The 22,535-nt window shown below is 41.7% G+C and carries 22 protein-coding genes and 1 pseudogene; 21 read left to right on the top strand and 2 right to left on the bottom strand.

The genetic code is table 11. The features are described from left to right. The first annotated feature begins 31 nt into the window (after nucleotides 1-31). Genes racE through yidD form a run of 9 tightly spaced genes read left to right on the top strand, consistent with a single transcriptional unit; the run spans nucleotide 32 to nucleotide 5,741 of the window. Nucleotides 32-826: a glutamate racemase gene (gene racE / locus B7697_RS01665; RefSeq protein ID WP_033684754.1), complete on the top strand. Its 795-nt coding sequence runs from the start codon at nucleotides 32-34 to the stop codon at nucleotides 824-826. Further along, a complete protein-coding gene (locus tag B7697_RS01660) occupies nucleotides 823-1,794 on the top strand; it encodes a nucleoside-triphosphate diphosphatase (protein WP_000182403.1) in 972 nt (323 codons plus the stop codon). The genes racE and B7697_RS01660 overlap by 4 nt, the downstream gene beginning before the upstream one ends. Continuing rightward, the gene (locus B7697_RS01655) at nucleotides 1,770-2,291 is read left to right on the top strand and encodes a metallophosphoesterase (RefSeq protein ID WP_020902175.1); all 522 of its coding nucleotides are present in this window, start codon (nucleotides 1,770-1,772) and stop codon (nucleotides 2,289-2,291) included. The genes B7697_RS01660 and B7697_RS01655 overlap by 25 nt, the downstream gene beginning before the upstream one ends. Further along, the gene (gene cbpB / locus B7697_RS01650) at nucleotides 2,288-2,749 is read left to right on the top strand and encodes a cyclic-di-AMP-binding protein CbpB (protein WP_049543743.1); all 462 of its coding nucleotides are present in this window, start codon (nucleotides 2,288-2,290) and stop codon (nucleotides 2,747-2,749) included. Before B7697_RS01655 ends, cbpB begins: the two co-directional genes overlap by 4 nt. Further along, nucleotides 2,746-3,480 carry a site-specific tyrosine recombinase XerD gene (xerD, locus tag B7697_RS01645; protein ID WP_312023120.1) on the top strand — a complete coding sequence of 245 codons (735 nt, stop codon included), beginning with the start codon at nucleotides 2,746-2,748 and terminating at the stop codon, nucleotides 3,478-3,480. The genes cbpB and xerD overlap by 4 nt, the downstream gene beginning before the upstream one ends. Further along, the gene (locus B7697_RS01640) at nucleotides 3,480-4,208 is read left to right on the top strand and encodes a segregation/condensation protein A (RefSeq protein ID WP_084950004.1); all 729 of its coding nucleotides are present in this window, start codon (nucleotides 3,480-3,482) and stop codon (nucleotides 4,206-4,208) included. Before xerD ends, B7697_RS01640 begins: the two co-directional genes overlap by 1 nt. Nucleotides 4,209-4,226: 18 nt before the next feature. Next, the gene (gene scpB / locus B7697_RS01635; protein ID WP_000105285.1) at nucleotides 4,227-4,796 is read left to right on the top strand and encodes an SMC-Scp complex subunit ScpB; all 570 of its coding nucleotides are present in this window, start codon (nucleotides 4,227-4,229) and stop codon (nucleotides 4,794-4,796) included. After that, nucleotides 4,783-5,505 carry a pseudouridine synthase gene (locus B7697_RS01630; RefSeq protein ID WP_084950003.1) on the top strand — a complete coding sequence of 241 codons (723 nt, stop codon included), beginning with the start codon at nucleotides 4,783-4,785 and terminating at the stop codon, nucleotides 5,503-5,505. Before scpB ends, B7697_RS01630 begins: the two co-directional genes overlap by 14 nt. Then, entirely contained in the window at nucleotides 5,505-5,741 is a 237-nt protein-coding gene (yidD, locus tag B7697_RS01625; RefSeq protein ID WP_061759315.1) for a membrane protein insertion efficiency factor YidD, read from the top strand. The genes B7697_RS01630 and yidD overlap by 1 nt, the downstream gene beginning before the upstream one ends. A gap of 292 nt (nucleotides 5,742-6,033) precedes the next feature. Here the strand turns inward: yidD and galE are convergent, their stop codons facing one another. Next, the gene (gene galE, locus B7697_RS01615) at nucleotides 6,034-7,032 is read right to left on the bottom strand and encodes a UDP-glucose 4-epimerase GalE (RefSeq protein WP_084950001.1); all 999 of its coding nucleotides are present in this window, start codon (nucleotides 7,030-7,032) and stop codon (nucleotides 6,034-6,036) included. A gap of 296 nt (nucleotides 7,033-7,328) precedes the next feature. Here galE and pepA point away from each other — a divergent pair, with 296 nt between their 5' ends. Further along, complete coding sequence (gene pepA / locus B7697_RS01605) at nucleotides 7,329-8,393, top strand: glutamyl aminopeptidase (RefSeq protein ID WP_084949999.1); 1,065 nt, start codon at nucleotides 7,329-7,331, stop codon at nucleotides 8,391-8,393. 19 nt (nucleotides 8,394-8,412) lie between these two features. Further along, entirely contained in the window at nucleotides 8,413-8,709 is a 297-nt protein-coding gene (locus B7697_RS01600) for a bacteriocin immunity family protein (protein WP_084949998.1), read from the top strand. A gap of 97 nt (nucleotides 8,710-8,806) precedes the next feature. Here B7697_RS01600 and B7697_RS01595 read toward each other — a convergent pair whose 3' ends face one another. Then, complete coding sequence (locus B7697_RS01595) at nucleotides 8,807-10,438, bottom strand: Na/Pi cotransporter family protein (RefSeq protein WP_004255933.1); 1,632 nt, start codon at nucleotides 10,436-10,438, stop codon at nucleotides 8,807-8,809. A 303-nt stretch (nucleotides 10,439-10,741) separates the two neighbouring features. On the opposite strand from B7697_RS01595, the pseudogene B7697_RS09525 reads away from it, so the two are divergent. From B7697_RS09525 to hrcA, 10 genes and pseudogenes are all read left to right on the top strand, one after another. After that, nucleotides 10,742-10,804 (top strand): annotated as a pseudogene (locus B7697_RS09525) (YSIRK-type signal peptide-containing protein); the annotation flags it as partial. Nucleotides 10,805-11,095: 291 nt separating this feature from the next. Further along, nucleotides 11,096-16,015, top strand: a complete 4,920-nt coding sequence (locus tag B7697_RS01590; protein WP_419991748.1) for an endo-beta-N-acetylglucosaminidase — start codon at nucleotides 11,096-11,098, stop codon at nucleotides 16,013-16,015. 89 nt (nucleotides 16,016-16,104) lie between these two features. Beyond that, a complete protein-coding gene (locus B7697_RS01585; RefSeq protein ID WP_001096743.1) occupies nucleotides 16,105-17,301 on the top strand; it encodes a phosphoglycerate kinase in 1,197 nt (398 codons plus the stop codon). 135 nt (nucleotides 17,302-17,436) lie between these two features. Then, nucleotides 17,437-17,964, top strand: a complete 528-nt coding sequence (locus tag B7697_RS01580) for an FUSC family protein (RefSeq protein WP_000119915.1) — start codon at nucleotides 17,437-17,439, stop codon at nucleotides 17,962-17,964. A 76-nt stretch (nucleotides 17,965-18,040) separates the two neighbouring features. Further along, nucleotides 18,041-18,397 carry a transcriptional repressor GlnR gene (glnR, locus tag B7697_RS01575; RefSeq protein ID WP_000659548.1) on the top strand — a complete coding sequence of 119 codons (357 nt, stop codon included), beginning with the start codon at nucleotides 18,041-18,043 and terminating at the stop codon, nucleotides 18,395-18,397. A 36-nt stretch (nucleotides 18,398-18,433) separates the two neighbouring features. Beyond that, complete coding sequence (gene glnA, locus B7697_RS01570) at nucleotides 18,434-19,780, top strand: type I glutamate--ammonia ligase (protein WP_001122886.1); 1,347 nt, start codon at nucleotides 18,434-18,436, stop codon at nucleotides 19,778-19,780. Nucleotides 19,781-19,893: 113 nt separating this feature from the next. Continuing rightward, complete coding sequence (locus B7697_RS01565) at nucleotides 19,894-20,214, top strand: PadR family transcriptional regulator (RefSeq protein ID WP_031233152.1); 321 nt, start codon at nucleotides 19,894-19,896, stop codon at nucleotides 20,212-20,214. Beyond that, nucleotides 20,214-20,789, top strand: coding sequence for a DUF2812 domain-containing protein (locus B7697_RS01560; RefSeq protein ID WP_060806109.1), 576 nt, complete (start codon nucleotides 20,214-20,216; stop codon nucleotides 20,787-20,789). Before B7697_RS01565 ends, B7697_RS01560 begins: the two co-directional genes overlap by 1 nt. A gap of 34 nt (nucleotides 20,790-20,823) precedes the next feature. Then, on the top strand, nucleotides 20,824-21,336 hold the full coding sequence (locus B7697_RS01555; protein ID WP_084950059.1) for a DUF2812 domain-containing protein: 513 nt from the start codon (nucleotides 20,824-20,826) through the stop codon (nucleotides 21,334-21,336). Between the two features lie 160 nt (nucleotides 21,337-21,496). Next, complete coding sequence (gene hrcA / locus B7697_RS01550) at nucleotides 21,497-22,531, top strand: heat-inducible transcriptional repressor HrcA (RefSeq protein WP_084949994.1); 1,035 nt, start codon at nucleotides 21,497-21,499, stop codon at nucleotides 22,529-22,531. Nucleotides 22,532-22,535 lie beyond the last annotated feature (4 nt).

The following is a 22,535-nucleotide window of genomic DNA, read 5'->3' as shown; positions in this document are numbered from 1 at the left end:
CAATCAGAAAAAAGACTAGAAAGAAGACTGTATGGATAATCGACCAATTGGTTTTTTGGATTCGGGTGTCGGGGGCTTGACCGTTGTGCGCGAGCTCATGCGCCAACTTCCCCATGAAGAAATCGTCTATATTGGAGATTCGGCACGCGCGCCTTACGGGCCCCGTCCTGCTGAGCAAATTCGTGAATATACTTGGCAGTTGGTCAACTTTCTTTTGACCAAGGATGTCAAAATGATTGTCATTGCTTGTAATACAGCGACTGCGGTCGTCTGGGAAGAAATCAAGGCTCAACTAGATATTCCTGTCCTAGGTGTAATTTTGCCAGGAGCTTCGGCAGCCATCAAGTCCAGCCAAGGTGGGAAAATCGGAGTCATTGGAACGCCTATGACGGTACAATCTGACATCTACCGACAGAAAATCAATGATCTGGATCCGGACTTACAGGTGGAGAGTTTGGCCTGTCCCAAGTTTGCTCCCTTGGTGGAGTCTGGGGCTCTGTCAACCAGTGTCACTAAGAAAGTAGTTTATGAAACCCTACGTCCCTTGGTTGGAAAGGTGGATAGCCTGATTTTGGGTTGTACCCATTATCCACTCCTCAGACCCATTATTCAAAATGTCATGGGACCCAAGGTTCAGCTCATCGATAGTGGGGCAGAGTGCGTACGGGATATCTCAGTCTTACTTAATTATTTTGAAATCAATCGTGGTCGCGATGCCGGACCACTCCATCACCGTTTTTACACAACAGCCAGCAGCCAAAGTTTTGCACAAATTGGTGAAGAATGGCTTGAAAAAGAGATTCATGTGGAGCATGTAGAATTATGACAAATAAAATTTATGAATACAAGGATGACCAGGACTGGTATGTCGGGTCCTATGCTATTTTTGGTGGCGTCCGGACGTTGACTGATGAAGACTTGGATTTCCCTCTGGTTGGATTGGCCAAAATCTTTCGAGACGAGGAACGAGGTTTCCCGATTTCAGTTGCTGTTTTACGCTATGGTTCTCGCTACCGTTTATTGTCTTTTGTGGTAGATATCCTCAACCAAGAAATGGGACGTAACTTGGAAGTCATTCAACGTCAAGGGGCCCTGCTCTTGGTTGAAAATGGGCAACTCTTGTATGTGGAATTGCCTAAAGAAGGGGTCAATGTTCACGACTTCTTTGAGACAAACAAGGTTAGAGAAACCTTGTTGATTGCGACTCGTAACGAGGGCAAGACCAAGGAATTTCGAGCTATCTTTGACAAGTTAGGATACGATGTGGAAAATCTTAATGACTATCCTGACTTACCTGAAGTAGCAGAAACAGGCATGACCTTCGAAGAAAACGCCCGCCTCAAGGCAGAAACTATTTCTCAATTAACGGGCAAGATGGTTTTGGCAGATGACTCAGGTCTCAAAGTCGATGTCCTTGGTGGCTTGCCAGGTGTCTGGTCAGCTCGTTTCGCAGGTGTGGGAGCTACTGACCGTGAAAACAATGCCAAACTCTTGCACGAATTGGCCATGGTCTTTGAACTCAAGGACCGCTCGGCTCAATTCCATACAACCCTAGTCGTGGCCAGTCCAAACAAGGAAAGCTTGGTTGTTGAAGCAGACTGGCCAGGCTACATTAACTTTGAACCTAAGGGTGAAAATGGATTTGGTTACGATCCTCTCTTCCTGGTAGGAGAGACAGGCAAGTCCTCAGCTGAATTAACCCTTGAAGAAAAAAATAGTCAATCTCACCGTGCCTTAGCCGTTAAGAAACTTTTGGAGGTATTTCCATCATGGCAAAGCAAACCATCATTGTAATGAGCGATTCTCATGGCGATAGCTTGATTGTGGAAGAAATCCGTGATCGCTATGTAGGCAAAGTTGATGCCGTTTTTCATAACGGCGATTCTGAACTGCGTCCTGATTCTCCCCTTTGGGAAGGCATCCGTGTTGTTAAAGGGAACATGGACTTCTACGCCGGCTACCCAGAACGTTTGGTGACCGAGCTTGGTTCGACCAAGATTATCCAAACCCATGGTCACTTGTTTGACATCAATTTCAACTTTCAAAAGTTGGACTACTGGGCTCAGGAAGAAGAGGCCGATATCTGTCTCTATGGTCACTTGCATGTGCCAAATGCTTGGATGGAAGGAAAGACCCTCTTTCTAAATCCAGGTTCTATCAGTCAACCACGTGGGACCATCAGAGAATGTCTCTATGCTCGTGTGGAAATTGATGACAGTTATTTCAAAGTCGACTTTTTGACACGAGACCATGAGGTGTATCCGGGCTTGTCCAAGGAGTTTAGCCGATGATTGCCAAGGAGTTTGAGACTTTCTTGTTGGGGCAAGAAGAAACTTTTTTGACTCCTGCTAAAAATCTAGCTGTGTTGATTGATACTCACAATGCGGATCATGCGACCCTCTTGCTCAGTCAGATGACCTATACCCGTGTTCCCGTTGTGACAGATGAAAAACAGTTTGTTGGGACGATTGGGCTCAGAGATATTATGGCTTATCAGATGGAGCATGACTTGAGTCAAGAAATCATGGCAGATACGGATATCGTTCATATGACGAAAAGGAATGTAGCGGTTGTTTCGCCAGATTTTACCATTACGGAGGTCTTGCACAAGCTGGTAGATGAGTCTTTTTTACCTGTTGTGGACGCAGAAGGGATTTTCCAAGGGATTATCACGCGTAAGTCTATCCTCAAGGCTGTCAATGCTCTTTTGCATGACTTTAGTAAGGACTATGAAATTCGATGCAAATGAGAGATAGGATTTCAGACTTTTTAGAGGAAAAGCAGGGCTTGTCTGCCAATTCCAAGCAGTCCTATAAGTATGATCTGGAGCAATTTTTAGACATTGTAGGCGAGCGGATTTCTGAGACTAGTCTCAAGATTTACCAAGCCCAGTTAGCCAATCTAAAAATCAGCGCCCAGAAGCGAAAGATTTCGGCCTGTAACCAATTTCTCTACTTTCTCTATCAAAAAGGAGAAGTGGATAGCTTTTACCGCTTGGAATTAGCTAAACAAGCTGAAAAGAAGACCGAAAAGCCAGAACTGTTAGACCTAGCCTCTTTTTGGCAGGAAAGTGACTATTCAGAGGGGCGCTTGCTGGCTCTTCTTATCTTGGAAATAGGGCTCTTGCCGAGTGAGATTTTAGCTCTCAAGGTTGAGGATATCAATCTGGATTTTCAGGTGTTGCGAATCAAGAAGGCTTCCCAACAGAGGATTGTCAGCATTCCCACGAGCTTGCTTTCAGAATTGGAACCCTTGATGGGCCAGACCTACCTCTTTGAAAGGGGAGGGAAAGCCTATTCTCGTCAGTGGGCCTTTCGTCAGCTAGAGTCTTTTGTCAAGGAGAAAGGTTTTCCAGCCTTATCCGCTCAAGCCTTGCGGGAACAGTTTATTCTAAGACAAATAGAAAAGAAGGTCGATTTGTACGAAATTGCAAAAAAATTAGGATTAAAAACAGTCCTGACCTTAGAAAAATATAGATAATGGATATTAAATTAAAAGATTTTGAAGGGCCGCTGGACTTGCTCTTGCACCTGGTTTCTAAGTACCAGATGGATATCTACGATGTGCCCATTACGGAAGTTATCGAACAGTATCTAGCCTATGTTTCAACCCTGCAGGCCATGCGTCTGGAAGTGACGGGGGAGTACATGGTCATGGCCAGTCAGCTCATGCTGATCAAGAGTCGCAAACTCCTTCCAAAGGTAGCAGAAGTGACAGACTTGGAGGATGATCTAGAGCAGGATCTTCTCTCTCAAATCGAAGAATACCGCAAGTTCAAGCTCTTGGGGGAGCACTTGGAAGCCAAGCACCAAGATCGGGCCCAGTATTATTCCAAAGCGCCGACAGAGTTGATTTACGAAGATGCGGAGCTTGTGCATGACAAGACGACCATTGACCTCTTTTTGGCTTTTTCAAATATCCTATCCAAGAAAAAAGAGGAGTTTGCACAGAATCACACGACTATCTTGCGGGATGAGTATAAGATTGAGGACATGATGGTTATCGTGAAAGAGTCCTTGACTGGACGAGATCAATTGCGCTTGCAGGATTTGTTTAAGGAAGCCCAGAATGTCCAAGAGGTCATCACCCTCTTTTTGGCAACCCTAGAGTTAATCAAAACCCAGGAGCTGATTCTTGTGCAAGAGGAAAGTTTCGGAGATATTTATCTCATGGAAAAGAAGGAAGAAAGTCAAGAGGCACAAAGCTAGACTTGATAGAGAGGAAAGATGAGTACTTTAGCAGAAATAGAAGCGCTCTTGTTTGTAGCAGGTGAAGATGGGATTCGAGTCCGTCAGTTGGCTGAACTCCTATCGCTTCCCCCGACAGGCATCCAGCAGAGTTTAGAAAAATTAGCCCAAAAGTATGAAAAAGACCAGGATTCGAGCTTGTCCCTGATTGAGACAGGGGGAGCATACAGATTGGTGACCAAGCCTCAATTTGCAGCGATTTTGAAGGAATACTCCAAAGCTCCCATCAACCAGAGTTTATCTCGGGCGGCCCTTGAGACCTTGTCCATTATTGCCTATAAGCAACCTATCACACGTATAGAAATCGACGCTATTCGTGGGGTTAATTCGAGTGGAGCTTTGGCAAAGTTACAGGCTTTTGAATTGATACGAGAAGACGGGAAAAAAGAGGTGCTTGGACGCCCTAACCTCTATGTAACGACGGATTATTTCCTAGATTACATGGGGATTAACCATTTGGAAGAACTGCCAGTGATTGATGAGCTTGAGATTCAAGCTCAAGAAAGCCAATTATTTGGTGAAAGGATAGAAGAAGATGAGAATCAATAAATATATTGCCCACGCAGGTGTGGCCAGTAGGAGAAAAGCAGAAGAGCTGATCAAGCAAGGCTTGGTAACGGTCAACGGCCAAGTGGTGCGTGAACTAGCAACCACTATCAAGGCTGGCGACAAAGTCGAAGTGGAAGGTCAACCAATCTACAACGAAGAAAAGGTCTACTATCTGCTTAATAAACCACGCGGTGTGATTTCCAGTGTGACAGATGACAAGGGCCGCAAGACGGTTGTCGACCTCTTGCCCAATGTCAAAGAACGCATTTATCCAGTTGGACGTTTAGACTGGGATACATCAGGTGTCTTGATTTTGACCAATGATGGGGACTTTACAGACGAGATGATTCACCCCCGTAATGAGATTGACAAGGTTTATGTTGCGCGTGTTAAAGGTGTGGCTAATAAGGAAAACCTCCGCCCCTTGACCCGTGGACTTGAGATTGATGGCAAGAAAACCAAGCCAGCTGTTTATGAAATTCTCAAAGTAGATCCAGTTAAAAATCGCTCTGTAGTGCAGTTGACTATCCATGAAGGGCGAAACCACCAGGTTAAAAAGATGTTTGAAGCTGTCGGCCTCCAAGTGGATAAGTTGTCTCGGACACGTTTTGGACATCTAGACTTGACGGGGCTTCGTCCAGGTGAAGCTCGTCGCCTCAATAAAAAAGAAATCAGCCAACTACACACCATGGCTGTAACCAAGAAATAATGAAACGAATCTTAATAGCGCCAGTACGCTTTTACCAACGTTTTATCTCACCAGCCTTTCCACCCTCTTGTCGTTTTGAACCTACTTGTTCCAACTACATGATTCAGGCTATTGAAAAACATGGCTTCAAGGGTGTCTTGATGGGTTTGGCTCGGATTTTACGTTGCCACCCCTGGTCGAAAACAGGTAAGGACCCCGTCCCAGATCATTTTTCTTTAAAGAGAAATTCAAAATAATACTCAATGAAAATCAAAGAGCAAACTAGGAAACTAGTCGCAGGCTGCTCAAAACATGGTTTTGAGGTTGTAGATGAAACTGACGAAGTCAGCTCAAAATACTATTTTGAGGTTGCAGATAGAACTGACGAAGTCAGTAACATCTATACGGTAAGGCGACGTTGACGTGGTTTGAAGAGATTTTCGAAGAGTATAAATTGGATTCTAATGTATAAAACACAAATAGATGATACTTGGTCTTTATCAAGTGCCATCTATCTGTGTTTTTATTTATTATTGATGTTTCTGCTATTTATTCCAAAATGTTTTTGCCTTCTTTAACACGCCAATGATAATCCGATAAAATAATATCTTCGAGGGAGTAGCTAGCCTTCCAATCAAGATATTTTTTAGCTTTTGAGGCGTCTGCTAGGACGCTAGCTGGGTCACCAGCACGGCGCGCAACAATCTCGTGTGGTATTTCTTGGTTAAGTAATTCTTCAGCAGTTTTAAAGATTTCTTTGACGGTATAACCTTTTTCAGTTCCCAAGTTAAAGATTTGAGAAGAACTGTCTTCTTGAAATAGGTAGTTCATCCCTTTAACATGAGCCTGTGCAAGATCCAAAACGTGAATGTAATCTCGAATACATGAACCGTCACGTGTATCGTAGTCATCTCCAAATATTTTTAGGCTATCATTTTGTCCCAATGCAGTTTTGTTGATATTGGGAATGATATGAGTTGGATTTTTCACGCGCAGACCGTTTGAAGCATCCATTTCAGCCCCAGCTACATTAAAGTAACGGAAAATGACATATTTCCAATCGTAGCGATTGGCCATCCAGTAAATCATTCGTTCACCCATCAGTTTTGTTTCTGCATAAGGGTTGACAGGGTCGAGCAGGGTATCTTCAGTTGCAGGCTTGTCAATACAGTTATTACCATAGAGGGAAGCAGTCGAAGAGAACATGATTTTTTGAATGCCAACTTCAGATAAGACTTTGAGGACTTGGTTCATACCAGCAACATTGGCAGTGAAGTATTTGCTTGGATTTTCAATACTTTCGCTAACAACAATCTCACCTGCACAGTGCAGAACAGCATCAATCTTGTTTTCTTCCAAGTAAGTTTTTAAGGCACTAGCATCATAAACATCCAGTTGTTTAAAGCTAGCACGACTATCCACAGCCGAACGATTTCCTGTAGAAAGATTATCTAGGACATGAACCTGGTATCCAGCGTTTAAAAGAGCTTTAACGGTATGGGAGCCAATGTAGCCAGCTCCACCTGTAACAAGAATTGTTTTGGTCATGATTTTTTTCCTTTTTCTAGTTTTGTACTATTTTAAAGAAAGAAGAAAGGAAAGTCAATTATTTTCTGTAAATTTCATAAAAAATTTGAACAATTTTGGTATCGGATTGTTTTTTTGTTTGGAAATAAAGTTTCGAGTTAATCTTGGAATGTTTTTTAGATTTCACTTCAAATGCAAGAGAATACTATCCATTTCTGAGATAGAGCAAGACAAAGATACTAACTTAGAAATCCACCTTCCCGCTATCCTTCTCCTATAAAAAGTGGTAAAATGGATGGAAGAAAGAAGGAACTGAAATGACAACATTATTTTCAAAAATCAAAGAAGTAACAGAACTTGCTGCGATCTCAGGTCATGAAGCGCCTGTCCGTGCTTATCTTCGTGAAAAGTTGACACCGCACGTGGATGAAGTGGTGACAGATGGCTTGGGTGGTATTTTTGGTATCAAACATTCAGAAGCTGCAGATGCGCCGCGCGTCTTGGTCGCTTCTCATATGGATGAAGTTGGTTTTATGGTCAGCGAAATCAAGCCAGATGGTACCTTCCGTGTGGTTGAAATTGGTGGTTGGAATCCTATGGTAGTCAGCAGCCAACGTTTCAAACTCCTGACTCGTGATGGTCGTGAAATTCCTGTGATTTCAGGCTCTGTTCCTCCACATTTGACTCGTGGTAAGGGAGGACCAACCATACCTGCTATTTCAGATATCGTCTTTGATGGTGGTTTTGCGGATAAGGCTGAGGCAGAAAGCTTTGGCATCCGTCCTGGTGATACGATTGTCCCTGATAGCTCTGCTATTTTGACAGCAAATGAAAAAAATATCATTTCAAAAGCTTGGGACAACCGCTACGGAGTTCTCATGGTGAGCGAGTTGGCAGAATCTCTGTCAGGTCAAAAACTTGGCAATGAACTCTATCTTGGTTCTAACGTCCAAGAGGAAGTTGGTCTTCGTGGTGCCCATACTTCCACAACTAAATTTGACCCAGAAGTTTTCCTAGCAGTTGATTGCTCACCAGCAGGTGATGTTTATGGCGGCCAAGGCAAGATTGGGGATGGAACCTTGATTCGTTTCTATGACCCAGGTCACTTGCTTCTCCCAGGTATGAAGGATTTCCTTTTGACAACGGCTGAAGAAGCTGGAATCAAGTACCAATACTACTGTGGTAAAGGCGGAACAGACGCTGGCGCAGCTCATCTGAAAAATGGTGGTGTCCCATCAACAACAATCGGTGTTTGCGCTCGTTATATTCATTCACATCAAACCCTCTACGCTATGGATGACTTCTTAGAAGCGCAAGCTTTCTTGCAAGCCTTGGTGAAAAAATTGGATCGTTCAACAGTTGACTTGATTAAAAATTATTAAACTTAAGGAGGTGGTAGGGATGGTAGAACCAAACCTAGAAAGCCTTATAAAAGATCTTTACAATCATGCTCGCCATGATTTGAGTGAAGATTTAGTTGTTGCTCTCCTAGAGACTGCTAAAAAACTGCCTACTACAAATGAGCAATTGCTGGCAGTTCGTCTCTCAGGCCTGGTCAATCGTGAATTGCTCCTTAATCCCAAACATCCGGCACCTGAGTTGCTCAACTTGGCTCGCTTTATTAAAAGAGAAGAAGCAAAGTACAGAGGAACTGCGGCTTCTGCGATTATGTATGGGGAGCTCTTTAAAATGCTTTGATTCCATTGTGAATCAAAGCATTTTTCTATATGATAGAGAAAAGCAATTCTTGATAAGGAGAAAAAAAGCCATCCCAAATAGGATAGCTTCTTGGTTCTTAGATTTGTTCAGCGATGACCTTTTCAGCTAGATTCATAGCGTGGTCAGATACACGAGTATAGTGGGAAATGATGTCGATAAAGTTGACCCCAGCTTGTGTTGAACACTCGCCCTTGTTGAGGCGTTTGATGTGGGTCTTTCTGAGAACACGTTCCATATTGTTGATTTCTTTATGGCGTTCAATCAGACTTTGAGCTTTTTCAATATCATTGTTTTCCACGCTGTCAAGGGCATCTTTGATAAAGCCAGTGGTCTTTTGATAGATATCAGCTAATTCCTGTAAAGCAGCTTCAGAGAACTCAACGTTTTTACGTTGAAGGTAGTCAGTCAGGTTGATTAGCGCTTCTGCGTGGTCCCCAATTCGTTCCAAATCGCGGGATGAATCAAGAATGTTGGTGAGCACTTCACTTTCTTTCTGGCTAAGAGCTTCACTTGAAAGAGTAATAAGGTAACGAGTCAATTTTTCATCAATGGTATTGATGGCTTCTTCTGTCTTGTGGCCTTTTTCAGCAACCTTTTCATTGAGGTTAATGATGTAGTTGTATGAAAGGTCAAAGGCTTTAGAAGCATAATTTCCCAAGTGAAGGAGTTCTTTTTTGGCATTTCCGAGAGCGATTGATGGAGCTTGTTTAATCAAATGCTCATCAAGATAAAGTGGCTCGTACTTGACAACTTCATCTTCACCAGGGATGAGCTTGGTTACAAAGTAGGCCAAGGCTCCGATGAATGGAAATTGGATAATAGTATTTGTGATATTAAAGGTTCCGTGGGCGAAGGCAATGGTCATTTCTGGAGCCAGATTGAGTGTAGATTCAAACCATTGAATCAAGCCAGTGAAAGGTACAAGGAAGACAATACAGATAACCGTACCAATCACGTTAAAGGCGACATGGGCACCAGCAACACGTTTGGCAGCGATATTGGCTCCAAGAGAAGCAATAATAGCTGTAATGGTCGTTCCGATATTATCACCAAACAAGACTGGTAGGGCACCTTGTAGATCAATCAAACCACTTGCGTAAAGATTCTGTAGGATACCGATAGTTGCGGAAGAAGCTTGAATGAGTAGGGTTAGTCCAGTTCCGACAAAGACACCTAGAATAGGACTCTTACTTAGTTCAACCATATAGTCTCTAAAGACTTGCAGGTCTTTTAGAGGTTCCATTGCACCGCTCATAAGATTGAGAGCGAAGAAGATACCACCTACACCAAAAATGATACGTCCGATGTTATTGATAGAGCGATTCTTGGTGAAGAAGAGACAAATCGCTCCGATGAAAAGCATTGGTAAGGCGTAATCTCCTAGCTTAAAACCGATGATAAAGGATGTAACGGTAGTTCCAATATTGGCACCCATGACAATACCGATAGCTTGACGCAAGGTCAAAAGTCCTGCGCTGACTAGCCCCACTGTAATGACTGTGACCCCAGAACTTGACTGAATTAGCGCCGTCATACCGATACCAACTAGCACACCGAAGAACGGATTGCTAGTGTACTTGTCAATGTAAAAACGAAGGCGATCTCCAGCAGCTTGTTGCAAACCGTCTCCCATGGTCTTGATACTATATAAGAATAGTCCCAGACCACCTAAAAAGTGAAATAAAATTTCCTGCCAATTAATGGACATTTCTTTTTCCTCCGAAAAATAATAACGGAATTTCTCCTATTCTATTTTAAAGGATAAAAGTAAATCTAACAAGTGTTAAGCTAAGATTTTAGAAAGAAAATTCGTTAGAATGGGCCTTGATTATATTAATTTTACCAATTTCTAACCTAGATATAGGTATTTCCTTTTATATATTGACATTTAAAAGAAATATTTTAAAATGAGGGAGGAATTATCTTGGTCCCTGTGATTGGGATAAAAATTTTATAAAGAAAGTTAAGCGCTTTCTTTTGTGCAACAAAATCAATTTTTTAGGAGGAGAAAATGAAGAATCCATTTTTTGAAAGACGTTGTCGTTACAGTATTCGTAAGTTATCAGTAGGAGCCTGCTCGCTGATGATTGGTGCTGTTTTATTTGCTGGTCCAGCCTTGGCTGAAGAAACTGCAGTTCCTGAAAATAACGGAGCCAATACAGAGCTTGTTTCAGGAGAGAGTGAGTATCCAACTAATGAAGCTGACAAGCAGCATGAAGGAGAACAGGCTAGAGAAAACAAGCCAGAAAAGGCAGAAGGAGTAGCGACAGCATCTGAAACTGCTTCGCCAGCAAGCAATGAAGCTGCAACTACTGAAACTGCAGAAGCAGCTAGCGCAGCTAAACCAGAGGAAAAAGCAAGTGAGGTGGTTGCAGAAACACCATCTGCAGAAGCAAAACCTAAGTCTGACAAGGAAACGGAAGCAAAGCCTGAAGCAACTAGCCAAGGAGATGAGTCTAAGCCAGCAGCAGAAGCTAATAAGACTGAAAAAGAAGTCCAGCCAGATGTCCCTAAAAATACAGAAAAAACATTAAAACCAAAGGAAATCAAATTTAATTCTTGGGAAGAATTGTTAAAATGGGAACCAGGTGCTCGTGAAGATGATGCTATTAACCGCGGGTCTGTCGCCCTCGCTTCACGTCGGACAGGTCATTTAGTCAATGAAAAAGCTAGCAAGGAAGCAAAAGTACAAGCCCTATCAAACACCAACTCTAAAGCAAAAGACCACGCTTCTGTTGGTGGAGAAGAGTTCAAGGCTTATGCTTTTGACTATTGGCAATATCTAGATTCAATGGTCTTCTGGGAAGGTCTCGTACCAACTCCTGACGTTATTGATGCAGGTCACCGTAACGGGGTTCCTGTATATGGTACACTCTTCTTCAACTGGTCTAATAGTATTGCAGATCAAGAAAAATTTGCTGAAGCTTTGAAGCAAGACCCAGATGGTAGCTTCCCAATTGCCCGTAAATTGGTAGATATGGCCAAGTATTATGGCTATGATGGCTATTTCATCAACCAGGAAACAACTGGGGATTTGGTTGAACCTCTTGGAGAAAAGATGCGCCAGTTTATGCTCTATACTAAGGAGTATGCTGCTAAGGTAAACCATCCAATCAAGTATTCTTGGTACGATGCCATGACTTATAACTATGGACGTTACCACCAAGATGGTTTGGGAGAATACAACTACCAATTCATGCAACCTGAAGGAGATAAGGTTCCAGCAGATAACTTCTTTGCTAACTTTAACTGGGATAAGGCTAAAAATGATTACACTATTGCAACTGCCAACTGGATTGGTCGTAATCCTTATGACGTATTTGCAGGTTTGGAATTGCAACAGGGTGGTTCCTACAAGACCAAGGTCAAATGGAATGACATTTTAGATGAAAATGGGAAATTGCGCCTTTCTCTTGGTTTGTTCGCCCCAGATACCATTACAAGTTTAGGAAAAACGGGTGAAGATTACCATAAAAATGAAGATATCTTCTTTACAGGTTACCAAGGGGATCCTACTGGTCAAAAACCAGGTGACAAAGATTGGTATGGTATTGCTAACCTAGTTGCGGACCGTACGCCAGCAGTAGGTAATACTTTTACTACTTCTTTTAATACAGGTCATGGTAGAAAGTGGTTCGTAGATGGTAAGGTTTCTAAGGATTCTGAGTGGAATTACCGTTCAGTTTCAGGTGTTCTTCCAACATGGCGCTGGTGGCAAAAATCAACTGGTGATAAGTTGAAAGCAAGCTATGATTTTGAAGATGCTTATAATGGTGGAACTTCTCTCAAATTTGCAGGGGATCTTTCAGGTGCGACCAAGCAAGATGTGAATTTGTACTCTACTCGCTTGAAGGTGACAGATACAACCAAATTACATGTTGCCCACAAAGGAGGCAAGGGTACCAAGGTTTATGTAGAATTTGCAACCAAGAAAGATTATACCTACGGTGATGAAGCTGCCCGTAAAGAATTGACAGTTTCAGATAACTGGACTACCGATGATTTTGATTTGAGTGCCTTGGCGGGCAAAACAATTTACGGTATTAAACTCTATTTTGAAAATGACAAAGACTTAAAAGGTTATCAATTTAACCTGGGGCAATTGACCATCAGCAATAATCAAGATGCTCCTCAGGCACCAACCACAGTTGCTGTAGCCAAACAAGTCCTTAAAAATGCCCAAGAAGCGGAAGCAGTTGTGCAATTTAAAGGAAACAAGGATGCAGATTTCTATGAAGTTTACGAAAAAGATGGAGACAGCTGGAAATTACTAACTGGCTCATCTTCTACAACTATTTATCTACCAAAAGTTAGCCGCTCAGCAAGTGCTCAAGGTACAACTCAAGAACTGAAGGTTGTAGCAGTCGGTAAAAATGGAGTTCGTTCAGAAGCTGCAACTACAACCTTTGATTGGGGCATGACTGTAAAAGATACCAGCCTACCAAAACCGCTAGCTGAAAATATCGTTCCAGGTGCAACAGTTATTGATAGTACTTTCCCTAAGACTGAAGGTGGAGAAGGTATTGAAGGTATGTTGAATGGTACCATTACCAGTCTTTCAGACAAGTGGTCTTCTGGACAGTTAAGTGGTAGTGTGGATATTCGTTTGACCCAGCCACGTACAGTTGTTAGATGGGTGATGGACCATGCTGGAGCTGGTGGAGAATCTGTAAACGACGGTTTGATGAACACCAAAGACTTTGACCTCTATTATAAAGATGCGGATGGTCAATGGAAATTGGCTAAGGAAGTCCGTGGCAATAAAGCCCATGTTACAGATATTACCCTTGATAAACCAATCACAGCTCAAGATTGGCGCTTGAATGTTGTCACTTCTGACAATGGAACCCCATGGAAGGCTATTCGTATCTATAACTGGAAAATGTATGAAAAGCTTGATACTGAGAGTGTCAATATTCCGATGGCCAAGGCTGCAGCCCGTTCTCTAGGCAATAACAAGGTACAAGTTGGCTTTGCGGATGTACCAGCTGGAGCAACCATTACCGTTTATGATAATCCAAATTCTCAAACTCCGCTTGCAACCTTGAAGAGCGAAGTTGGAGGAGACCTAGCAAGTGCACCATTGGATTTGACAAATCAATCTGGTCTTCTTTACTATCGTACCCAGTTGCCAGGCAAGGAAATTAGTAATATCCTAGCAGTTTCCGTTCCAAAAGATGACAGAAGAATCAAGTCAGTCAGCCTAGAAACAGGACCTAAGAAAACAAGCTACGCCGAAGGGGAGAATTTAGACCTTAGAGGTGGTGTTCTTCGAGTTCAGTATGAAGGTGGAGCTGAGGACGAACTTATTCGCCTAACTCACGCGGGTGTATCAGTGTCAGGTTTTGATACGCATCATAAGGGAGAACAAAATCTTACTTTACAATATTTGGGGCAACCGGTACATGCTAATTTATCAGTGACTGTTACTAGTCAAGATGAAGCAAGTCCGAAAACTATTTTGGGAATTGAAGTAAGTCAGGAACCCAAAAAAGATTACCTAGTTGGTGATAGCTTAGACTTGTCTGAAGGACGCTTTGCAGTGGCTTATAGTAATGACACCATGGAAGAACATTCCTTTACTGATGAGGGAGTTGAAATTTCTGGTTACGATGCTCAAAAGACTGGTCGTCAAACCTTGACGCTTCGTTACCAAGGACATGAAGTCAACTTTGATGTTTTGGTATCTCCAAAAGCAGCATTGAACGATGAGTACCTTAAACAAAAATTAGCAGAAGTTGAAGCGGCTAAGAACAAGGTGGTCTATAACTTTGCTTCGCCAGAAGTAAAAGAAGCATTCTTGAAAGCAATTGAAGCGGCCGAACAAGTGTTGAAAGACCATGAAACTAGCACCCAAGATCAGGTTAATGACCGACTTAATAAATTGACAGAAGCTCATAAAGCTCTGAATGGTCAAGAGAAATTTACGGAAGAAAAGACAGAACTCGATCGCTTAACAGGTGAGGCTCAAGAGCTCTTAGCTGCCAAACCAAACCATCCTTCAGGTTCTGCCCTAGCCCCACTTCTTGAAAAGAACAAGGTCTTGGTTGAAAAAGTAGATTTGAGTCCAGAAGAGCTTGCGACAGCGAAACAGAGTCTAAAAGATCTGGTTGCCCTATTGAAAGAAGACAAACCAGCAGTCTTTTCTGATAGTAAAACAGGTGTTGAAGTACACTTCTCAAATAAAGAGAAGACTGTCATCAAGGGCTTGAAAGTAGAACGTGTTCAAGCAAGTGATGAAGAGAAGAAATACTTTGCTGGAGAAGATGCTCATGTCTTTGAAATAGAAGGTCTAGATGAAAAAGGTCAAGACGTTGATCTCTCTTACGCTTCTATTGTGAAAATTCCAATTGAAAAAGATAAGAAAGTGAAGAAAGTCTTCTTCTTACCTGAAGGTAAAGAGGCAGTAGAATTGGCTTTTGAACAAACGGATAGTCATGTCATCTTTACAGCGCCACACTTTACTCATTATGCCTTTGTTTATGAATCTGCTGAAAAACCACAACCTGCTAAACCAGTAGAAAAAGTTATTTCAAGCAAGGAACCAACTGAAGGTGTCAAGAATTTGGTTGTGGATACTCCAAAATTAGAAATTGAAGAGACAAGTATTGCCTTCGAACACCAAGAACGTCCCAATCCAAATCTTACAGTCGGTCAACGTCAACTTGTCCAAGAAGGAGTTGAAGGACAAATTCGTCGCTTGATTGAAGTAGATAGTCAAGGCAATCGTACGCTTCGCGCTACAGAAGTTTTGAAAGAAGCAAGTCCTGAAATCGTAGAAGTAGGTACTGGTCTCATTCCTGCCAAGCCAGCACCACAAAACACAGACCTTCCAAAACCTACTAATCAACCGGCTTTTGATCAACAAAAGGCTCCTAAATTGGAAGTTCAAGAGGAAAAGGTTGCCTTTGATCGTCAAGAGCATGAAAATGCTGGTATGCTAGTTGGGGAACAACGAGTCATCATACAGGGACGAGATGGTCTGTTGAGACATGTCTTTGAAGTTGATGAAAACGGTCAGCGTCGTCTTCGTTCGACAGAAGTCATCCAAGAGGCGATTCCAGAAATTGTTGAAATTGGAACAAAAGTAAAAACTGAACCAGCAGTAGCGCCTACACAAGAAAAACCAGCCCAAAATACAGCAGTTAAATCAGAAGAAGCAAGCAAGCAATTGCCAAATACAGGAACTGCTGATGCCAATGAAGCCCTAATAGCAGGATTGGCAAGCCTTGGTCTTGCTAGTTTAGCCTTGACATTGAAACAGAAAAAAGAAGATGAAGATTAAATATCGAAAAATCTTGTGAAATCTTTCCTTATATTTCCAAAGTGTGATATAATAGTTTCGAATAAAATAAATAAAGGGGTTTTTGTAACATGGCAAAACTTACTGTTAAAGACGTTGACTTGAAAGGTAAAAAAGTCCTCGTTCGTGTTGACTTCAACGTACCATTGAAAGATGGCGTAATCACTAACGACAACCGTATCACAGCAGCTCTTCCAACTATTAAGTACATCATCGAACAAGGTGGACGTGCAATTCTTTTCTCTCACCTTGGACGTGTGAAAGAAGAAGCTGATAAAGCTGGTAAATCACTTGCTCCTGTAGCAGCAGACTTGGCAGCTAAATTGGGCCAAGACGTTGTTTTCCCAGGTGTTACTCGTGGTGCTGAATTGGAAGCAGCTATCAACGCTCTTGAAGATGGACAAGTTCTCTTGGTTGAAAACACTCGTTACGAAGATGTTGATGGCAAGAAAGAATCTAAAAACGATCCTGAACTTGGTAAATACTGGGCATCACTTGGAGATGGTATCTTCGTAAACGATGCATTCGGTACAGCTCACCGTGCACACGCATCTAACGTTGGTATCTCAGCAAACGTTGAAAAAGCAGTTGCTGGTTTCCTTCTTGAAAACGAAATTGCCTACATCCAAGAAGCAGTTGAAACTCCAGAACGTCCATTCGTGGCTATCCTTGGTGGTTCAAAAGTTTCAGACAAGATCGGTGTTATCGAAAACTTGCTTGAAAAAGCTGATAAAGTCCTTATCGGTGGTGGTATGACTTACACATTCTACAAAGCACAAGGTATCGAAATCGGTAACTCACTTGTAGAAGAAGACAAATTGGATGTTGCGAAAGCTCTTCTTGAAAAAGCAAACGGTAAATTGATCTTGCCAGTTGACTCAAAAGAAGCTAACGCATTTGCTGGTTACACTGAAGTGCGTGACACTGAAGGTGAAGCAGTTTCTGAAGGCTTCCTTGGTCTTGACATCGGTCCAAAATCTATCGCTAAATTTGACGAAGCTTTGACTGGTGCGAAAACAGTTGTATGGAACGGACCTATGGGTGTATTTGAAAACCCAGACTTCCAAGCTGGAACAATCGGTGTGATGGACGCTATCGTGAAACAACCAGGAGTTAAATCAATCATTGGTGGTGGTGACTCAGCTGCTGCAGCGATCAACCTTGGACGTGCAGATAAATTCTCATGGATCTCTACTGGTGGTGGAGCATCAATGGAACTTCTTGAAGGTAAAGTTCTTCCAGGACTTGCAGCCTTGACAGAAAAATAAGATTTTATAAATAAATCAAAGAAGAGAGGGATGAAAGTTCCTCTTTTCTTTTGCTTAAAATAAAAACGCTTCCTCTCAACTATTCATAATAAAATCAGCAGATTTATGATAAAATGGAAATAGAAAGTTGAGATTATGAGTTATTTTAAAAAATATAAATTCGATAAATCCCAGTTCAAACTTGGTATGCGAACCTTTAAAACAGGTATTGCTGTTTTTCTAGTTCTCTTGATTTTTGGCTTTTTTGGCTGGAAAGGTCTTCAAATCGGTGCTTTGACAGCCGTTTTTAGCCTGAGGGAGAGTTTTGATAAGAGTGTCCATTTTGGGACTTCGCGTATTCTAGGAAATAGTATCGGTGGTCTCTATGCCCTAGTCTTCTTCCTATTAAATACCTTTTTCCACGAAGCCTTTTGGGTAACCTTGGTTGTTGTTCCGATTTGTACCATGTTAACCATTATGACAAATGTAGCCATGAATAACAAAGCAGGGGTTATTGGTGGTGTAGCAGCTATGTTAATCATTACCCTATCGATCCCGAGTGGAGAGACAATTTTGTACGTATTTGCGCGTGTATCAGAAACTTTCATGGGAGTTTTTGTCGCAATTCTCGTAAATTACGATATTGATCGTATTCGGCTCTTTTTAGAGAAAAAAGAAAAATAATGTTACATTTTATAACATTATCAATTGACGTTTGTCTTTTTTTAGACTATAATAGACAGAAAGAAGGAAATTGTAAATGAAGGAAAAAGAATTTCGCCGAAATATGGCTGTTTTTCCTATCGGCAGTGTTATGAAGTTGACCGATCTATCGGCGCGTCAGATTCGTTATTATGAAGATCAAGAGTTGATTAAGCCTGATCGAAACGAAGGGAACCGTCGCATGTATTCCTTGAATGACATGGATCGTCTGCTTGAAATCAAAGATTATATCTCTGAAGGTTATAATATCGCTGCTATTAAGAAAAAATATGCTGAACGTGAAGCGAAATCCAAGAAAGCGGTGAGTCAGACTGAGGTGCGTCGTGCACTTCACAATGAACTCCTCCAACAGGGTCGCTTTGCTTCGGTACGATCACCTTTTGGTCGCGGTTAGCCAACCGCAAGTAGTCATACATTAAGGAGAAAACTCATGCCAATCACAGCTGCAGATATTCGTCGTGAAGTCAAGGAAAAAAATGTTACCTTTATCCGTCTCATGTTCTCAGATATTTTAGGAACCATGAAAAACGTCGAAATTCCTGCTACAGATGAACAGTTAGATAAAGTCTTGTCAAATAAGGCTATGTTTGATGGATCTTCTATCGAAGGTTTTGTACGTATCAATGAGTCGGATATGTACTTGTACCCAGACTTGGATACATGGACAGTCTTCCCGTGGGGAGATGAAAATGGAAGTGTTGCAGGTTTGATCTGTGATGTCTATACAACAGAAGGTGAGCCATTTGCAGGTGATCCTCGTGGTAATTTGAAACGTGCTCTTCGTCACATGGAAGAAGTGGGATTCAAATCCTTCAACCTTGGGCCAGAGCCAGAATTCTTCCTATTTAAACTGGATGAAAATGGGGATCCAACACTTGAAGTAAATGACAAGGGTGGCTACTTTGATTTAGCGCCTACTGACCTTGCAGACAACACACGTCGTGAGATTGTCAATGTCTTGACCAAAATGGGATTTGAAGTAGAAGCGAGTCACCACGAGGTTGCGGTTGGACAACACGAGATTGACTTCAAGTACGATGAAGTTCTCCGTGCTTGTGATAAGATTCAAATCTTTAAACTTGTTGTTAAAACCATTGCTCGCAAACATGGGCTTTACGCAACCTTTATGGCAAAACCAAAATTTGGTATTGCTGGATCAGGTATGCACTGTAATATGTCCTTGTTTGATGCAGAAGGAAACAATGCCTTCTTTGATCCAAATGATCCAAAAGGAATGCAGTTGTCAGAAACTGCCTACCATTTCCTTGGCGGTTTGATTAAGCATGCCTACAACTATACTGCCATTATGAACCCAACAGTTAACTCATACAAACGTTTGGTTCCAGGTTATGAAGCGCCGGTTTACATTGCTTGGGCTGGTCGTAACCGTTCGCCACTTGTGCGCGTGCCTGCTTCACGTGGTATGGGGACTCGTCTTGAGTTGCGTTCAGTGGATCCAATGGCTAATCCGTACATCGCTATGGCAGTTCTTTTGGAAGTTGGTTTGCATGGTATTGAAAATAAAATCGAAGCACCAGCTCCTATCGAAGAAAATATCTACATCATGACAGCAGAAGAGCGCAAGGAAGCTGGTATTACAGACCTTCCATCAACTCTTCACAACGCTTTGAAAGCTCTGACTGAAGATGAAGTTGTCAGAGCAGCTCTTGGAGAACATATCTATACTAGTTTCCTTGAAGCCAAACGAATCGAATGGGCAAGTTATGCAACCTTCGTTTCACAATGGGAAATTGATAACTATTTAGATCTTTACTAATATAGAAGAAAGATTGCCTGAGGGTGGTCTTTTTTCTTGTGTTTTATATCGAGATGTGATATATTTTATATAACGAGGTGCGATATATCGAACTGAATAGGAGGTGGTTATAAATGGAATTAACGGATAAGATTCGTCGAGTTTATCTTCCGATGACGGAAACGGGTTTTTATATCTTGTTCTGTCTGCAAAAGGAAGGTCATGGGTACAGTATTACGCAAAAGGTCAAGGAGATGACAGATTTGCAAGTTTCGATTAGTCCTGGAACTATGTATGGAACCTTGTCAAAGATGGAAAAGGATGGTTTGATTTCCTTTGTCCGCGAAGAGGAAAAACGGAAAATCTATCAGATTACAGACTTGGGACGCAAAGTCTTAGATATTGAATTGAAGCGTATTGAACGGCTCTATAGAAACAGTCGGGAGGAAGGATGATGGAAAAGAAAATTGTTTATCGAATTTTTACAATTGCGGATTATGAGAGGGAGGCTCTATACTTTAGAGAAATGCATGCTAAGGGCTGGAAACTTAGGAAAGTAAGCTATTCTATCTTATTGTTTGCAGTTAAGTATACCTTTGAAAAGTGTCACCCTGAGCAAGTGTCTTATCAGTTGGACTTTTACCCAATGGAAAAATCAGAGAGAGCTTCCTATTTACAACTGTTTAAAGACTGTGGCTGGGAGCATATTACAGACTTTAATAGTTTTTCCTATTTTAGAAAAGTACATTCTGAAATTGAATCGGATGCAGAGTTTGAAATTTATAATGACGCGGCCGGGAAGTTAGCTATGGTTAATCGCATTTTAAGACTGCGATTAGTACCTGTTTTACTTTTGCTAGCCATACATATACCATTCTTACTTAAGTTGCTCAATAAAAGTAATGCGTATGGTCTATGGAGTTTACTTGCGGTCGGGCTAGATATTTTCTTGTCTTTAATCCTTTTGTTAATAGTTGCCTATATTAGCTGGAAGTTATGGCATAAAAAGAAGGAATTATCAGATTTATGATAGGGTAGGTATGCTCAAAATTGGAGGGGAAGTCATGATAAATAAAAAGCAATTTCGAATTTTCACCATTGTTGATTTGGACAAGGAAGAAGGATATTTACATGAGATGCATTTGAAAGGTTGGAAGTATAGAACTAGTCGTTTTGGTTTGTTCTATTTTGACCAATGTCAACCAGACGATGTTATCTACTGTATCTATGATTCTAGGTTTCTTAAAAAGCATAAGCATGAACTGCAAGATTTTAGAGATAGAGGTTGGGAATTGATAGGAGCAGGTTCTTGTTCGATTCTTCGTAAATCGGCTTCTGATATACTTTCAGAGGATCAAGTCTATATGAGTAAGAGGCTCAGATGGGAAGTTGTACGATATAGACTTCGTTCCTGTACAGCTACTTTCTTAGGTGGTCTTGTTGTTTGTATGAGTTTGTTTCGAGAAGAACTTTCTATGTCTTTCTTTATTATTTTTGTTTTATATGCTTTTCTGATTTCTTATTTAATTCTTGGTTATTCAAGACTTAAAAGGAAATACCGAGTAGATAAACAGTAAGGTTCTAGGTCTTTAGACTGATTTTTAGCACTCTTGTTAAAAGAGTGCTAATTTTTTGAGTTTTTATCTTGACATTCTCTTTTAAGGGTGTATAATAGAATCATAAGTTAGCACTTGAGTGTGTCGAGTGCTAATCGATCAGACAGAGAGGAGTGATGAGGTGGTTACAGAGCGTCAGCAGGATATTCTAAATCTGATTATTGACATCTTTACCAAAACGCACGAACCTGTCGGATCCAAAGCCTTGCAAGAGTCTATTAACTCTAGCAGTGCAACCATTCGTAATGACATGGCGGCTCTAGAAAAGCAAGGTTTGCTTGAGAAGGCTCATACTTCAAGTGGTCGGATGCCAAGTGTTGCTGGTTTTCAGTACTATGTGAAACACTCACTGGATTTTGACCGGCTGGCTGAAAATGAGGTTTATGAGATTGTCAAAGCCTTTGATCAGGAATTCTTCAAATTGGAGGATATTCTGCAAGAGGCTGCTAACCTGCTGACAGACTTGAGTGGCTGTACGGTAGTAGCACTGGATGTTGAGCCTAGCAGGCAACGTTTGACAGCCTTTGATATCGTTGTTTTGGGGCAACATACAGCCTTGGCAGTATTTACCCTAGACGAGTCTCGAACGGTTACCAGTCAGTTTCTGATTCCAAGGAACTTCTTGCAGGAGGATTTGCTGAAGCTGAAGAGCATCATTCAGGAACGTTTCCTCGGCCACACCGTTCTAGATATTCACTACAAGATTCGGACGGAGATTCCGCAGATTATCCAGCGTTACTTCACAACAACGGACAACGTTATCGATCTCTTTGAACATATCTTTAAGGAGATGTTCAACGAAAACATTGTGGTGGCGGGTAAGGTCAATCTCTTGAATTTTGCCAATCTGGCAGCCTATCAGTTCTTTGATCAACCGCAAAAGGTGGCTCTGGAGATTCGTGAGGGCTTGCGTGAAGATCAGATGCAAAACGTCCGTGTTGCAGACAGTCAAGAGTCCTGTCTAGCTGACCTAGCGGTGATTAGTAGCAAGTTCCTCATTCCTTATCGGGGAGTTGGAATTCTAGCCATTATCGGTCCTGTTAATCTGGATTACCAACAGCTAATCAACCAAATCAACGTAGTCAACCGTGTTTTGACCATGAAGTTGACAGATTTTTACCGCTACCTCAGCAGTAATCATTACGAAGTACATTAAGATT

It is taken from the genome of Streptococcus mitis, from assembly GCF_002096895.1.
In the GTDB taxonomy this organism is placed as follows: Bacteria; Bacillota; Bacilli; order Lactobacillales; family Streptococcaceae; genus Streptococcus; species Streptococcus mitis_AH.
The sequence above is the reverse complement of the archived record's forward strand: the minus strand, read 5'-3'. Positions and strand labels throughout refer to the sequence as shown.